This window comes from Plastoroseomonas arctica, assembly GCF_018128965.1.
GTDB lineage: Bacteria > Pseudomonadota > Alphaproteobacteria > Acetobacterales > Acetobacteraceae > Plastoroseomonas > Plastoroseomonas arctica.
In genome coordinates this window covers 98,726-112,953 of the sequence record NZ_JAAEDH010000007.1, presented here as the reverse complement: position 1 = coordinate 112,953, position 14,228 = coordinate 98,726, and the positions used below count along the sequence as shown (strand labels likewise).

General features: G+C 67.0%; 12 protein-coding genes. 10 read left to right on the top strand and 2 right to left on the bottom strand.

Annotated elements, in window-relative coordinates; genetic code table 11:
• Positions 1–30: 30 nt before the first annotated feature.
• Positions 31–954 (bottom strand): glycosyltransferase, encoded by a 924-nt coding sequence (locus GXW79_RS08185; RefSeq protein WP_211873884.1) that lies wholly within the window; start codon positions 952–954, stop codon positions 31–33.
• A 34-nt stretch (positions 955–988) separates the two neighbouring features.
• Positions 989–1,405, bottom strand: coding sequence for a GtrA family protein (locus GXW79_RS08180; protein WP_246503816.1), 417 nt, complete (start codon positions 1,403–1,405; stop codon positions 989–991).
• Positions 1,406–1,529: 124 nt separating this feature from the next.
• On the opposite strand from GXW79_RS08180, the gene GXW79_RS08175 reads away from it, so the two are divergent.
• The 10 genes from GXW79_RS08175 (at position 1,530) to GXW79_RS08130 (ending at position 14,124) form a co-directional block, all read left to right on the top strand.
• Positions 1,530–3,104, top strand: coding sequence for an ABC transporter substrate-binding protein (locus tag GXW79_RS08175; RefSeq protein WP_211873882.1), 1,575 nt, complete (start codon positions 1,530–1,532; stop codon positions 3,102–3,104).
• 91 nt (positions 3,105–3,195) lie between these two features.
• Positions 3,196–4,776 carry an ABC transporter substrate-binding protein gene (locus GXW79_RS08170; RefSeq protein WP_211873881.1) on the top strand — a complete coding sequence of 527 codons (1,581 nt, stop codon included), beginning with the start codon at positions 3,196–3,198 and terminating at the stop codon, positions 4,774–4,776.
• Positions 4,773–6,350 carry an ABC transporter substrate-binding protein gene (locus tag GXW79_RS08165; RefSeq protein ID WP_211873880.1) on the top strand — a complete coding sequence of 526 codons (1,578 nt, stop codon included), beginning with the start codon at positions 4,773–4,775 and terminating at the stop codon, positions 6,348–6,350. Before GXW79_RS08170 ends, GXW79_RS08165 begins: the two co-directional genes overlap by 4 nt.
• Positions 6,350–7,927, top strand: a complete 1,578-nt coding sequence (locus GXW79_RS08160; RefSeq protein WP_211873879.1) for an ABC transporter substrate-binding protein — start codon at positions 6,350–6,352, stop codon at positions 7,925–7,927. Before GXW79_RS08165 ends, GXW79_RS08160 begins: the two co-directional genes overlap by 1 nt.
• 108 nt (positions 7,928–8,035) lie before the next feature.
• Positions 8,036–9,616, top strand: coding sequence for an ABC transporter substrate-binding protein (locus GXW79_RS08155; RefSeq protein ID WP_211873878.1), 1,581 nt, complete (start codon positions 8,036–8,038; stop codon positions 9,614–9,616).
• Positions 9,616–10,557 carry an ABC transporter permease gene (locus tag GXW79_RS08150; RefSeq protein ID WP_211873877.1) on the top strand — a complete coding sequence of 314 codons (942 nt, stop codon included), beginning with the start codon at positions 9,616–9,618 and terminating at the stop codon, positions 10,555–10,557. The genes GXW79_RS08155 and GXW79_RS08150 overlap by 1 nt, the downstream gene beginning before the upstream one ends.
• Positions 10,557–11,504, top strand: coding sequence for an ABC transporter permease (locus GXW79_RS08145; protein ID WP_456315828.1), 948 nt, complete (start codon positions 10,557–10,559; stop codon positions 11,502–11,504). The genes GXW79_RS08150 and GXW79_RS08145 overlap by 1 nt, the downstream gene beginning before the upstream one ends.
• A 4-nt stretch (positions 11,505–11,508) precedes the next feature.
• A complete protein-coding gene (locus GXW79_RS08140; protein ID WP_211873876.1) occupies positions 11,509–12,504 on the top strand; it encodes an ABC transporter ATP-binding protein in 996 nt (331 codons plus the stop codon).
• The gene (locus GXW79_RS08135; RefSeq protein ID WP_211873875.1) at positions 12,501–13,532 is read left to right on the top strand and encodes an ABC transporter ATP-binding protein; all 1,032 of its coding nucleotides are present in this window, start codon (positions 12,501–12,503) and stop codon (positions 13,530–13,532) included. Before GXW79_RS08140 ends, GXW79_RS08135 begins: the two co-directional genes overlap by 4 nt.
• A gap of 88 nt (positions 13,533–13,620) precedes the next feature.
• Positions 13,621–14,124 (top strand): (2Fe-2S)-binding protein, encoded by a 504-nt coding sequence (locus GXW79_RS08130; RefSeq protein WP_211873941.1) that lies wholly within the window; start codon positions 13,621–13,623, stop codon positions 14,122–14,124.
• Positions 14,125–14,228 lie beyond the last annotated feature (104 nt).

The following is a 14,228-nucleotide window of genomic DNA, read 5'->3' as shown; positions in this document are numbered from 1 at the left end:
GCAGCGGCGCGAGGGGGAAAGCTGGGTGCCTCAGCCCGGCCCGCGAATGGCCAGGTAGGCGATGCGCTTGGCCTCCAGCCGCCCGCGGGTGACGGTGTCGAGCACCAGGCCGGCTGCGAGCGAGAGCAGCCCCGCCAGCACCAGCACGGCCGAGAGGATGGCGGTCGGCAGGCGCGGAACCAGCCCGGTGCGCAGGAATTCGGCCAGCACCGGGATGAACAGCCCTACGGCGACGAGCATCAGGGCGAGGCCGGTGAGGCCGAAGAAGGCGAGTGGCCGCTCGCGCTGGATCAAGGCCAGGATGGTGCGCAGGATACGGATGCCGTCGCGGATGGTGTTGAGCTTGGAGACAGACCCCGGCGGCCGGTCCTTGTAGGGCGTGGCGATCTCGCCCACCGGCAGGCGGAGCTCCAGCGCGTGGACGGTGAATTCCGTCTCGGTCTCGAAGCCGTGGGCGAGGGCGGGGAAGGATTTAACGAATCGGCGGGAGAAGGCGCGGTAGCCCGAAAGCATGTCGGTGATGCGGTCGCCGAAGATGAGCCGCACCATCCCGGTGAGCATTAGGTTGCCGAAGCGGTGGCCGGGCCGGTAGGCAGCGACGATCTCGGTCACCCGGATGGCGGTGACCATGTCCAGCCGGTCATCCTGCAGCATCGCGACCATGGCTGGTGCTGCGGCGGCATCATAGGTGTCGTCGCCATCGACGAGGAGATAGATGTCGGCCTCGATGTCGGCGAACATGCGGCGGACGACGTTGCCCTTGCCCTGTTGCGTCTCGGTGCGGACCAGGGCACCGGCGGCCTCAGCGGCGGCGCGCGTGCCGTCGGTGGAGTTGTTGTCATAGACATGGATGGCGGCCGCGGGCAGCGCGGCGCGGAAGGCCGCAACGACGCGGGGGATGGCCACCGCCTCGTTGTAGCAGGGGATCAGCACGGCGATTCGTGGCTCTGTCATGCGGTTCCAGGAATGATCGAGGCGTGTGGCGGCTTCATGGCGCGGTCGGGCGGAACACCAGGCGGCGCGAGAGGAAGAAATTGCTGCCCATGCCCGTGAGCGCGCCGGCGAAGACGCCGATGACCGGGTGGGCCGCGACCAGCGGCACCGTCGCGACCAGCGCCGCATAGGTGCCGTAGTTGAGCGCGAAGCCCACGAGGTTCACCACCACGAAGGCCGCCCATTGACGATGCACAGCGACGGCGCCCCGGCGGTCGCGGAAGGTCCAGGCGCGGTTGAGCGCGAAGGTGGCTGTGGCGGCGCAAAGGTAGCTCGGGATGCGCGCTAGGTAGGGTCCGAGCCCGGCGGCAAGACCGGCATAGAGCACCGCCGTATCGACCACGAATCCCGCGAGCCCCACCACGCCGAAGCGGAGGAACTCCATGATCAGCCGTTGCAGCGAAGGAAACATGCGCGGCCCCATAGCGCACCTGCCGCGGCTTGGCACGCGCGGCGCGCGCTTGCGCAGGATGCTTGCGTGGGCCCGCCTCTATGGCGATGCTGCCCCGGCTTCGAGAACCGGGAGATGTGGGATCATGCAACGTCGTGACGTATTGATCGGCGCGGGGGCCCTGGCCCTGGCGCGGCCGGCGCTGGCGCAGGCGCCGAAGCTGCTGAAATTCATCCCGCAGGCGGATCTCGCCGTGGTCGATCCCGTGATCACCACCGCCTATGTGACGCGCCACCACGCCTACATGATCTACGACACGCTCTACGGCTTCGACGAGGAGTACAAGGCGCAGCCGCAGATGGTGGAGGGCCACACCGTCGAGGATGGTGGCAAGCGGGTCACCATGAAGCTGCGCACCGGTCTGCGCTTTCATGACAACACGCCCGTGCTGGCCAAGGATGCGGTCGCCTCGGTCAAGCGCTGGGCGGCGCGCGACGCGCTCGGCCAGGTGATGAACTCGGTGCTGGAGGAACTTTCCGCGCCGGACGACCAGACCATCGTCTTCCGCTTCCGCCGCCCCTTCCCGATGCTGTTCGAGGCGCTCGGAAAGCCCTCGACGCCGGTGTGCTTCGTGATGCCGGAGCGGATCGCAAACACCCCGCCCACGACCGCCATCACCGACATGATCGGCTCGGGCCCGTTCCGGATCCTCGCCAATGAGCGGGTGCCCGGCGCCCGCGTGGTCTACGAGAAATTCGCCGGCTACGTGCCGCGGGCGGATGGCACGCCGAGCTGGACGGCGGGCCCCAAGCGCGTGTTCCTCGACCGCGTCGAATGGCATGTGACGCCGGATGCGGCGACCGCCTCGGCCGCGCTGCAGAGCGGCGAGATGGACTGGTGGGAGCAGCCGACCGGCGACCTCCAGCCGGTTCTGCGGCGCAACCGCAACGTGGTCCTCGAAATCCCCGACCCGACGGGCCTGCTGGGTGTGGCGCGGTTCAATCATCTGCACCCGCCCTTCGACAAGCCTGCGGTGCGTCGCGCGCTGCTGGGCGCCGTGAACCAGTCCGACTTCATGACCGCGGTGATCGGCACGGATCGCAGCCTTTGGCGCGACGGGGTCGGGTTCTTCCCGCCCGGCACGCCGATGGCCTCCGATGCGGGGCTCGATGCGATCACCTCGACCCCGGACATGGACAAGGTGAAGCGCGATCTCGCCGCGGCGGGCTACAATGGTGAGCGCGTGGTGCTGATCGCGGCGTCCGATTTCCCCTCCCTGAACGCGCTCGCGCAGGTGACGAACGACATGCTGCGGCGGGCCGGGATGAATGTGGAATACGTCTCCACCGACTGGGGCACGGTGGTGCAGCGCCGCGCCTCGCGCGAGGTCGCGGAGCGGGGTGGGTGGAACATGTTCTGCACCTTCTGGTCGGGCGTGGACATGTTCAACCCTGGCGTGCACCAGAGCCTGCGCGGCCATGGTCAGCAGGCCTGGTTCGGCTGGCCGACCATCCCGCGCATCGAGGAGTTGCGGGGCGCCTGGTTCGATGCGCCGGATCTGGAGGCGCAGCAGGCCGTGGCACGGCAGATGCAGGAGGTTGCCTTCCAGGAGGTGCCTTACCTGCCGCTCGGCCAGTATTTCCAGGCGACCGCCTATCGTCGCGGCATCACCGGCGTGCTGAAGGGCCTGCCCTTGTTCTGGAACGTGGAAAAGGCGTGATCGCTTTGTGCTGATGCTTCGTCGCCAAAAATAAAGGAATGGGGTCCGGGGAAATTCCTTTCCCCGGCTCTTCGTCGGGAAAGGGTTTCGCATGAAGCGTCGTGATGTGTTTTTTGCGGCGGGTGCAGCGGCGTTGCCGCGGTTCGCGATTGCCCAGCCCGCTGCGAACCGCGTCCTGAAGATGGTCCCGCAGGCGAACCTCACCTCGCTCGACCCTATCTGGACCACCGCGAACATCACCCGCAACCACGGCTACATGGTGTTCGACACCCTCTACGGCATGACGTCGGATTTCCGTGCCACGCCGCAGATGGCCGAGGGCCATGTGGTGGAGGAGGATGGCAGGCGCGTGGTGATCACGCTGCGCACGGGGCTGAGGTTCCATGATGGCGAGCCGGTGCGCGCCGCTGATTGCGTGGCCTCGATCACGCGGTGGATGAAGCGCAGCCCGATCGGGCAGAAGCTGGAGAGCTTCGTCGATGCGGTGGAGGCCGCCGATGACCGGCGCATCGTGTTCCGCCTGAAGCAGGCCTTTCCGCTGCTGATCAACGCGCTCGCCCAGGTGAGCAATTCGCCGCCCTTCATCATGCCCGAGCGGATCGCGCGCACGGATGCCTTCACGCAGATCCGCGAAGCCGTCGGGTCCGGCCCGTTCAAGTTCAAGGCGGACGAGTTCAATTCGGGTTCCGTGGTCGTCTATGAGAAGAACGCGGCGTATGTGCCGGTGCAGGGCGGCGAGGCGAGCCTGACGGCCGGGCCGAAGGTGCCGTATTTCGATCGGGTGGAGTGGCAGATCATCACCGATGCAGCGACCGCAGCGGCGGCGCTGCAGACCGGCGAAGTGGACTGGTACGAGCAGCCCAATCCGGAATACCAGACGCTGCTGCGACGCAACCGCGGCGTGGTGATCGAGGAGATCGACCCTCTGCCGCTCACCGGCGTGCTGCGGTTCAACCATCTGCATCCGCCCTTCAACGACAAGCGCCTGCGCCAGGCGCTGCTGCCGGCGGTGAGCCAGACGGATTTCATGAGCGCGGTGGTGGGCCCCGACCCCTCCATCTACGACGACAAGGTGGGCATGTTCACGCCGGGCACGCCGCTCGCGAATGACGCGGGCATGGCCCCTCTGCTGGGTGAGCGCAACGTGGAGCGGGCGCGTGCCCTGATGCGCGAGGCGGGCTACACGAACCAGCTCATGCGCCTGATCGCGCCGACGGATATTCTCGCCCCTTCGGCGATGAGCCAGGTGGGTGCGGATCTGGTGCGCCGGCTGGGCTTCAATTCCGACAATGTCTTCGCCGACTGGGGCACGGTGGTGACGCGCCGCGCCTCGCGCGAGCCGGTGGAGAATGGCGGCTGGTCGATGCTGTTCACCAGCTTCTCCAGCTTCGACTTTCTCGACCCCTCCGCCCATTTCCCGCTGCGCGGCAATGGCGCCGGCGCCTGGGTCGGCTGGCCGAACATTCCCCGGCTGGAGGAGCTGCGCGACGCGTGGTTCGTGGCCCCCGATCTCGATGCGCAGAAGGGCATCGCGCGGCAGATGCAGACCATCGCGATGGATGAGCTGCCCTACATCCCGGTGGGTGCATACAAGTCGTTGACGGCGCTACGGCGCAATCTGACGGGGCGGGTGAAGGGCATGGCCTTGTTCTGGAATTTGCGGAGGGCATGATGCAGCGCAGGACCATTCTCGCAAGCGCCGCCGCGGCCGCCCTGCCATTGCCTGCCTTCTCCCAGGGGGCGGTGGCGCGCACCATCCGGGTGATCCCGCAGGCGAACCTCACCTCCGTGGACCCGGTCTGGACCACGGCGGTGGTGACGCGCAACCACGCCTTCATGATCTACGACCAGATCTGCGCGCAGGATGCGGCGGGCGTGATCCGGCCGCAGATGGCCGAGGGCTGGGTGCTCGGCGATGACCGGCTCAGCCTGACCTTCACGCTGCGCGAGGGCCTGGCTTTCCATGATGGGGAGCGGGTCACGTCGAAGGATGTGGTGGCGTCCATCAAACGCTGGGCGCGGCGCGACCCCTTCATGCAGGTGCTGTGGCCAAGTGTCGCGGATGTGGAGGCGATGGATGACCGCCGCTTCCGCTTCCGCTTGCACCGCCCGGTGCCGCTGCTGCTCGAAGCGCTGGGCCAGACGCAGTTTCCCTGCTTCATCATGCCCGAGCGCATCGCGGCGACCGACGCCTTCACCCAGATCCGGGACACGGTGGGATCCGGCCCGTTCAAGTTCGTCCCCGGCGAGTGGAACCCCGGCCAGCGCGCGGTGTGGTCGAAGAATGAGCGCTATGTGCCGCGCACGGAGGCGGTGGACGGCCTGGCGGGCGGCCGCGTTCCGCGCATCGACCGCGTCGAATGGACCGTCATCTCGGACCCCGCGACGAGTGCGAACGCCATGACCCAGGGCGAGCAGGACTACTGGGAATACCCGCTGCACGATCTGCTGCCGTTGATCCGGCGCAACCGCGAGGTGGTGGTGGAGCAGCGCCTGCTCGAAGGCACCTATGGCATCGCGCGGTTCAACACGCTGCACCCGCCGTTCAACAATGTCGCGGTGCGCCGCGCGGTGGCGATGGCCGTCGACCAGCGCGACTATCTCCGCGCCGTCGCCGGCAACGAGCCCAATGGCTGGGGCGTATGCGAGGGCGTGTTCACCTGCGGCACGCCGATGGCCAATGAGGTGGGCAGCGAGATCCTGAAGACCCACAACATCGAACGCGCGAAGGAAGCGCTGCGCGCCTCGGGCTACAATGGCGAGAAAGTGGTGCTGATCGCACCGTCGGATTATCCGCAGATCAACGCGCTGTCGCTGGTGACCGCGGATATCCTTCAGCGGATGGGCATGAATCTCGACCTGATCGCGACGGATTGGGGATCGCTGGTGCAGCGCCGCGCCTCGCGCGAGCCGGTGGAGCGGGGCGGGTGGAGCATTATCCACACGACGTCGTCGGGGCAGTCGCTGACCCTGCCGGTCTATCACCTGTTCCTGCGCGCGAATGGCGCCAATGCCTGGTTCGGCTGGCCGGACGATCCCGAGATCGAACGGCTGCGCGGCGCTTGGGTGGAGAGTGCCGAGGAGTCGGAGCGGCTGAACATCGCGCAGGCGCTGAACCGGCGGGCGATGGAGTTCATGCACTATTTGCCGCTGGGCTATTACTGGCAACCGAGTGCGTGGCGGCGCAACGTCACCGGCGTGTTCCGCGCACCGGCCACCGTGTTCTGGAACATGGGCAAGTCCTGATGGATCGGCGTTCGCTGCTAACCGCGAGTGCGGTGCTGGCCGCGCCGCGCATCGCCTCGGCCCAGGTCGCCGCGCGCACGCTGCGCTTCGTGCCGCAGTCGAACCTCGCGAGCATCGACCCGGTCTGGTCCACGGCGGTCATCGTGCGCAACCACGGGCTGATGATCTACGACACGCTGTTCGGGTTGGACGCCGCACTGCAGCCGCGCCACCAGATGGCAGCCGGGCATGAGGTCTCCTCCGACGGGCTCACCTGGACCATCGGCCTGCGCGAGGGCCTGCGCTTCCATGACGGCGCGCCGGTGCGGAGTGCGGATTGCATCGCCTCGATCAACCGCTGGTCGAAGCGAGATGTGCTGGGCCAGCGCCTGGGCACGCTGCTCGACGAGATGCGCGCCGAGAGCGACACGCGCTTCACCATCCGGCTGAAGCGGCCCTGGGCCGGCCTGTCCTGGGCACTCGGAAAACCCTCCGCGAACATGTGCGCGATCATGCCCGAGCGCGTCGCGCAGACCGACCCCTTCACCCAGATCACGGATGCCACGGGCTCTGGCCCCTACAGCTTCCGCCGCGACCTGTTCCGTCCTGGCGACGTTGCGGTCTACGAGCGCTTCGCCGGGTATCGGAGCCGCGAGGAGCCTTCGGATTTCCTCGCCGGCGCCAAGCCCGTGCATTTCGACCGCGTCGAATGGCGGGTGATGCCGGACCCGGCCACGGCCTCGGCCGCTCTGCAGAACAACGAGGCCGATTGGTGGGAGACCCCGCTGCCGGACCTGCTGCCGGTGCTGCGCCGCCATCGCGAGATCATCGTCGAGCGGGTCAACGCCTTCGGCAATCTGGGCGTGCTGCGCTTCAACTTCCTCCACCCGCCCTTCAACAACGTCGCCGTCCGCCGCGCGCTGCTGCCGGCGATCGACCAGCGCGCCTTCATGGACGCGGCAATCGGCACGGACACGGCGCTCAGCCATGTCCCGGCCGGCTGCTTCACGCCGGGATCGCCGCTGGCCAATGACGAGGGCCTGTCCGTGCTCACCGGGCCGCGCAGCCTCGATGCGGCGAAGGCCGCGCTTGCAGCTTCGGGCTATCGCGGGGAAAGGGTCGCGATGATGTCCGCCTCCGACCTGCCTGTGCTGCAAAACTTGTCCGAAGTGGCCGCCGATATGATGCGGCGCATCGGTTTCAACGTCGACTTCCAGGCGATGGATTGGGGCACGCAGATCCAGCGCCGCGCTAGCCGCAACGGCGTGGACCAGGGCGGCTGGTCCGCCTTCTGCACCACATGGGAGGGTCTGGACGTCTCGGTGCCCGGCAGCCACCAGCCGCTGCGCGGCAATGGGGCGAATGCCTGGTCCGGCTGGCCGGAAAGCCCGCGGCTGGAGGCACTCCGCGACGCCTGGTTCGAAGCACCCGACATTGCCGCCGAACAGGTCATCGCGCGGCAAATGCAGGCGATTGCGTGGGACGAGGTGCCGTTCATCCCGCTGGGTCAGGTGCTGCCGCCGCAGGCCTATCGGCGCTCCATCACAGGCGTGGTCAAGGGCGGCCCGGCGTTGTTCTGGGGCGTGCGGCGGGCCTGAGGAGGGCGTCTGGCACGGTGCGTGCAAGCCCGGTCCGGGATGGCCGTATGGCATGGCGCATCGCCTAAAATTCGGGCAGTGTGACGGCAATAAGAAGGGGAAAGTCGGATGGAACGCAGGACATTCTTGGCCGCAACGGGCGCTACGCTGCTCTCGGCGCCGGCGCTGAGCCAGGGTGCGGCGGCGCGGACGCTGAAATTCGTGCCGCAAGCGAACCTCGCCAATTTCGACCCGATCTGGGGCACCCAGTACGTGGTGCGCAACGCCGCCGCCGCGGTGTGGGACACGCTCTACGGCATCGACGACCAGCTTGTCCCCCAGCCGCAGATGGTCGAGGGCGAGACGATGTCCGCCGACGGCCTGGTGTGGGATTTCCGTCTGCGTCCGGGCCTGCTGTTCCATGACGGCGCGCCGGTGCTGGCGAAGGACGTCGTCGCCTCGATCACGCGCTGGATGCCGCGAGACCCGATGGGGCAGATGATCAGCGCCATCCAGGACGAACTGGTCGCGGTCGATGACCGCCACTTCCGCTGGAAGCTCAAGCGCCCCTACCCGAAGCTGAAATACGCGCTGGGCAAGACCGCGACGCCCTGCTGCTTCATCATGCCCGAGCGCATCGCCGCCGGCACCGGCAGCACCACGATGATCACCGAATATGTCGGCTCCGGCCCGATGACCTTCGAACGCGGCGAATGGGTGCCCGGTGCAAAGGCCGTGTTCAAGAAATTCGACCGCTACGTGCCGCGCGAAGGCACCGCGAGCTGGATGGCGGGGCCCAAGCGCATCCTGGTGGATCGCCTCGAATGGGTGGTGATGCCCGACCCTGCGACGGCCGCGGCCGCGCTGCAGAATGGCGAGGTCGACTGGTGGGAAAGCCCGATCAGCGACCTGATCCCGCTGATGCGGCGCAACCGCAACGTGGCTGTGGATATCGCCGATCCGCTCGGCAATATTGGCAGCTTCCGCATGAACCACCTTCACCCGCCCTTCAACAACAAGAAGGTGCGCCAGGCGGTGCTGACCGCGCTCAGCCAGGAAGACTACATGCGCGCGCTGGTCGGCGACGACACCAACCTCTGGAGCGTGCTCGGCGGCTACTTCACGCCCGGGACCTCGGGCTATACCGAGGCGGGTGGAGAGGCGCTGAAGGCCAAGAACCTCGCGCGTGGACGCCAGCTGCTGGCGGAATCCGGCTACGCCAATGAGCCGGTGATCTGCCTGGTCGCGCAGGACCAGCCGCTGACCAAGGCGATGGGCGACGTCACTGCCGACCTGCTGCGCCGTCTCGGCATGAACGTCGATTTTGTCGCGACCGACTGGGGCACCGTCGGGCAGCGTCGTGCGATGCGCAACCCGCCCGGGCAGGGCGGGTGGTCCATGTTCCACACTTGGCACGCGGGTGCCGATACGGTGAACCCGGCCGCCTACAACGCGCTGCGCGCCAATGGCGAGCAGGCCTGGTTCGGCTGGCCCAGCATACCGGCGGTGGAGGCGGGCGTGACCGAATGGTTCGACGCGCCCAACGAGGACGCCGAGAAGATCGCCATGGACAAGATCAACCGCGAGGCGGTGGAGAACGTGGTCTACGCGCCGACTGGGTTCTTCAAATCCTACCAGGCCTGGAGGCGCAACGTGACGGGGATCCAGAAGGGACCGTTGCCCTTCTTCTGGGGCGTGGCGAAGAGCTGATGTTCGCCTACGTCGTTCGTCGTGTGCTGGCCACCATCCCCGTCATGGGGCTGGTGGCGCTGTTCGTGTTTTCGCTGCTGTATCTCGCGCCCGGCGACCCGGCCGCGGTGATCGCCGGCGACCAGGCGACGCCGCAGGATGTGGAGCGCATCCGCGCCTCGCTTGGCCTCGACCGACCCTACCTGGTGCGCTTCGGGGAGTGGTTCTTCCGCATCCTGCAGGGTGATCTCGGCCTGTCGATCTTCACCAACCTGCCGGTCACGACGATGATCGCGCAGCGTATCGAGCCCACGCTGTCGCTGATGATCCTGACGCTGATCCTGGCGATCAGCATCGCCGTCCCGATGGGGGTTATCGCGGCGTGGAAGCAGGGCACGCTGATCGACCGCGCCGTGATGGGATTTGCCGTGCTGGGCTTCTCGGTACCGGTGTTCGTGGTTGGGTATGTGCTCGCGTACATCTTCGCGCTCGAGCTCGATTGGTTGCCGGTGCAGGGCTATACGCCTTTTGCGCGAGGCTTCGTTCCGTGGCTGCAGAATTTGATCCTGCCGGCCATCGCGCTGGGTGGCGTCTATATCGCGCTGATCGCCCGCATTACCCGGGCCACGATGCTGGAGGTCTTGCAGCAGGATTACATCCGCACCGCGCGCGCGAAGGGTGCGAACCAGTCGAGCATCCTGTTCCTGCATGCGCTGAAGAATGCCGCCGTGCCGATCGTGACCGTTATCGGCATCGGCATCGCGCTGCTGATCGGGGGTGCGGTGGTAACCGAGAGCGTCTTCGCCATTCCCGGTCTGGGCCGGCTGACGGTGGATGCCATCCTGCGGCGCGACTACCCGGTCATCCAGGGCGTCGTGCTGCTGTTCAGCTTCGTCTATGTGCTGGTCAACCTGGCGATTGACCTCGCGTACACGCTGTTCGACCCGAGGATCCGGTACTGATGGACACAGCCACGATTTCGGAGCGCAACGCCGCCCATATCGCGATGGACCGCAACGCGGGCAACGTCGCCGTGGCGCCACCCATGCCGGACATCCTGCCGCCAGTACGACCACGCGGCGGGTTCCTGGGCTATCTCCGCCGCAACCCCACGATCGCGATCGGCGGCGGGCTGGTCCTCGCCATGGTCTGCGTCGCGATCTTCGCGCCCTTCCTTTTCACCCGCGACCCGACCGCACTCGCGCCGGCGCTGCGCACGCGCGAGCCCTCGGCGCAGTTCTGGTTCGGCTCGGACATGCTCGGGCGCGATGTCTATTCGCGGGTGCTGTACGGCACACGGGTGTCGCTGACGGTGGGCTTCTCGGTCGCGATCCTGGCGTCGGTGATCGGCCTGACCATCGGGTTGGTCTCTGGCTTCATCCGGGTGGCAGACACGATCATCATGCGCTGCATGGATGGGCTGATGTCCATTCCGCCGATCCTGCTCGCAATCGCTCTGATGGCACTCACGCGGGGATCTGTGCAGAACGTCATCATCGCCATCACCATCGCCGAAATCCCGCGCGTCTCGCGCCTGGTGCGCGGCGTGGTGCTGAGTTTGCGCGAGCAGCCCTATGTGGATGCGGCGGTGGCGTCGGGCACGCGCACGCCGCGCATCATCATCCGCCACATCCTGCCCAACACGCTCGCGCCGCTGACCGTGCAGGCGACCTACATCTGTGCGAGCGCGATGATCACCGAGGCGATCCTGTCCTTCATCGGCGCCGGCACGCCGCCGATCATCCCGTCCTGGGGCAACATCATGGCCGAGGGTCGGGCGCTGTGGCAGGTGAAACCTTACATCGTGTTCTTCCCGGCGATCTTCCTGTCGATCACCGTGTTGGCGGTGAACCTGCTGGGCGACGGGCTGCGCGACAGCCTCGATCCGCGCATGGCGAAAAGGGTCTGATGCCATGAGCGAACCGCTCCTCCAGGTCGAGCAGCTGCAGACGCATTTCTGGACGCCGGACGGGATCAACCGCGCCGTCGACGGCATCTCCTTCCATGTCGGCGCCGGCGAGACCGTGGCCATCGTGGGGGAGAGCGGATGCGGGAAATCCGTCACCGCCATGTCCATGCTGCGGCTGATCCCGGAACCGCCGGGCAAGATTGCGGGGTCGATCAAGTTCCAGGGCAAGGACCTTCTGAAACTCTCCGAGAAGGAAATGCGGGCGATCCGCGGGAACGAGATCTCCATGATCTTCCAGGAGCCGATGACATCGCTCAATCCGGTGCTGAACGTGGCGCGGCAGATCGGCGAGACCTTACGTTTGCATCAAGGACTTTCGGCGCGGCAGGCGGAGGACAAGGCCATCGAGATGCTCACGCTGGTGGGCATCCCTGAGCCGGCGCGGCGCGTGCGGGAGTATCCGCACCAGCTTTCGGGCGGGATGCGGCAGCGTGTGATGATCGCCATCGCGCTCGCCTGCAATCCGAAGCTGCTGATCGCGGACGAGCCGACCACGGCGCTCGACGTCACGATCCAGGCGCAGATCCTCGACCTGATGCGCGACCTCAAGCACCGGGTCGGTGCGGCCATCGTGCTCATCACCCATGACCTCGGCGTGGTGGCCGAGGTCGCGGAGCGCGTCATCGTCATGTATGCGGGGAAGAAGGTGGAGGAGGCGCAGGTCGGCGCGCTGTTCCGCACCCCGCGCCATCCCTACACGCAGGGGCTGCTGGGGTCGGTGCCGAAGCTCGGTTCCTCGCTCACCGGCACCGAGACGCGGCTGGCCGAAATTCCGGGCCTGGTGCCGAGCCTCAAGCGCAAGATCGATGGCTGCGTCTTCGCCTCGCGCTGCGCCTATGCGACCGACCTTTGCCGCAAGCTCGCGCCCGCGCTGGAAGAAAAAGCGCCCGGCCACGTCGCCGCCTGCCACTACGCCATGAAGGAAGCGATCGCCGCATGAGCCGCCCGGTGTTGGAGGTCATGGACCTCAAGAAGCATTTCCCGATCCATGGCGGTTTCTTCGGTGGCGTCACGGCCAAGGTCTATGCGGTGGACGGCATCTCCTTCTCGATCGACAAGGGGGAGACGCTGTCGCTGGTGGGTGAATCGGGCTGCGGCAAATCCACCGTTGGCAAGGCGATCCTGCGGCTGTTCGGCCTGACCGACGGCCAGGTGGTGCTGGACGGCACCCGCATCGACGACATGCCCGCGGGCACGCTGCGGCCGCTGCGCCGGCGGATCCAGGTGGTGTTCCAGGACCCCTACAGCTCGCTCAACCCGCGCATGCGGGTGCGGGACATCCTCGCCGAGCCGATCCGCAATTTCGGCCTGGCGAAGAACAAGGCCGAACTCGAGGAGCGGGTCGCCCTGCTGATGGACAAGGTGCGGCTGCCTCGCGATGCGGTGGGCCGTTGGCCGCATGAGTTCTCGGGTGGCCAGCGCCAGCGCATCGGCATCGCCCGCGCGCTCGCCGCTGAACCCGACATCATCATCTGCGACGAGGCGGTCTCGGCACTCGACGTCTCGGTCAAGGCGCAGATCGTGAACCTGCTGCAGGATCTGCAAAAGGAACTCGGTCTCGCGATGCTGTTCATCAGCCACGATCTCGCGATCGTGGAGCACATGACGCACCGGGTCGCGGTCATGTACCTGGGCAAGATCGTGGAGGTCGCGACCAAGCGCGACCTGTTCTCGGCCCCAAAGCATCCCTATACCGAGGCGTTGCTCTCCGCCGTGCCGGTGCCGATGCCGGGGGCGGCGCGCGAGCGGATCATCCTCAAGGGTGATGTGCCGTCTCCCATCAACCCGCCCAAGGGCTGCCGCTTCCACACGCGCTGCGGCTACGCCTTCGACCGGTGCCGGGTCGATGAGCCAGTGCTCAAGATCACCGATGCGGGCCATTGGGCGGCGTGCCATCTCCATGACCGTCCGGCGGCGGAGAACCCGATGGCGGGTGCCAAGGGCGCGGATCTCATCGCCGCGCATTGATCCGCTTGACGAGGATGGGGGAGCGGGGCGAGGCTCCGCGCGAGGGACCAGCGCCATGAGGCGCGGCCAGAAGAATTGGGAGACGCTCATGCCGCAGGTCACGCTGACGGTGAATGGAAAGAGCCATACTGCGGAGGTCGAGGGCCGCACGCTGCTGGTCGAGCTGCTGCGCGAGACGCTGCGCCTGACCGGCACGCATGTCGGCTGCGACACCAGCCAGTGCGGCGCCTGCGTGGTGCATATTGATGGCGAGAGCGCGAAGGCCTGCACCGTGCTGGCGGTCGCCGCGGAGGGCACCTCGGTTACGACCATCGAGGGCCTTGCCGCCGCCGATGGCACGCTGCACCCGATGCAGGAAGCCTTCCGCGAGTACCACGCGTTGCAATGCGGCTTCTGCACGCCGGGAATGGTGATGAGCGCCATCGACCTGGTGCAGAAGAACCCGCAGGGCCTGAGCGAGCACGAGATACGCGAGGGTCTGGAGGGCAATCTCTGCCGCTGTACGGGGTACCACAACATCGTGAAAGCGATCGCGGCGGCGCAGGACGTGATGCATGGGCGGGTTTCGGAGCTTGCCCGCGCGGCCGAGTAAGAAAGCATGGGGGAAAAGAATTTCCCCCAAACCCCCATTCTTTCTTTTTTATCTATTGGCTCCGGTTGAGGGGTCAGCACCAAAAAATCAAAAATAAAAGAATG

What these genes read in the sequence shown, in the direction of transcription:
- GXW79_RS08135 (WP_211873875.1), top strand. Translation starts at nt 12,501, where the DNA reads ATGAGCCGCCCGGTGTTGGAGGTCATGGACCTCAAGAAGCATTTCCCG.
- GXW79_RS08185 (WP_211873884.1), bottom strand. Translation starts at nt 954, where the DNA reads ATGACAGAGCCACGAATCGCCGTGCTGATCCCCTGCTACAACGAGGCG.
- GXW79_RS08145 (WP_456315828.1), top strand. Translation starts at nt 10,557, where the DNA reads ATGGACACAGCCACGATTTCGGAGCGCAACGCCGCCCATATCGCGATG.
- GXW79_RS08180 (WP_246503816.1), bottom strand. Translation starts at nt 1,405, where the DNA reads ATGTTTCCTTCGCTGCAACGGCTGATCATGGAGTTCCTCCGCTTCGGC.
- GXW79_RS08140 (WP_211873876.1), top strand. Translation starts at nt 11,509, where the DNA reads ATGAGCGAACCGCTCCTCCAGGTCGAGCAGCTGCAGACGCATTTCTGG.
- GXW79_RS08130 (WP_211873941.1), top strand. Translation starts at nt 13,621, where the DNA reads ATGCCGCAGGTCACGCTGACGGTGAATGGAAAGAGCCATACTGCGGAG.
- GXW79_RS08160 (WP_211873879.1), top strand. Translation starts at nt 6,350, where the DNA reads ATGGATCGGCGTTCGCTGCTAACCGCGAGTGCGGTGCTGGCCGCGCCG.
- GXW79_RS08165 (WP_211873880.1), top strand. Translation starts at nt 4,773, where the DNA reads ATGATGCAGCGCAGGACCATTCTCGCAAGCGCCGCCGCGGCCGCCCTG.
- GXW79_RS08155 (WP_211873878.1), top strand. Translation starts at nt 8,036, where the DNA reads ATGGAACGCAGGACATTCTTGGCCGCAACGGGCGCTACGCTGCTCTCG.
- GXW79_RS08175 (WP_211873882.1), top strand. Translation starts at nt 1,530, where the DNA reads ATGCAACGTCGTGACGTATTGATCGGCGCGGGGGCCCTGGCCCTGGCG.
- GXW79_RS08170 (WP_211873881.1), top strand. Translation starts at nt 3,196, where the DNA reads ATGAAGCGTCGTGATGTGTTTTTTGCGGCGGGTGCAGCGGCGTTGCCG.
- GXW79_RS08150 (WP_211873877.1), top strand. Translation starts at nt 9,616, where the DNA reads ATGTTCGCCTACGTCGTTCGTCGTGTGCTGGCCACCATCCCCGTCATG.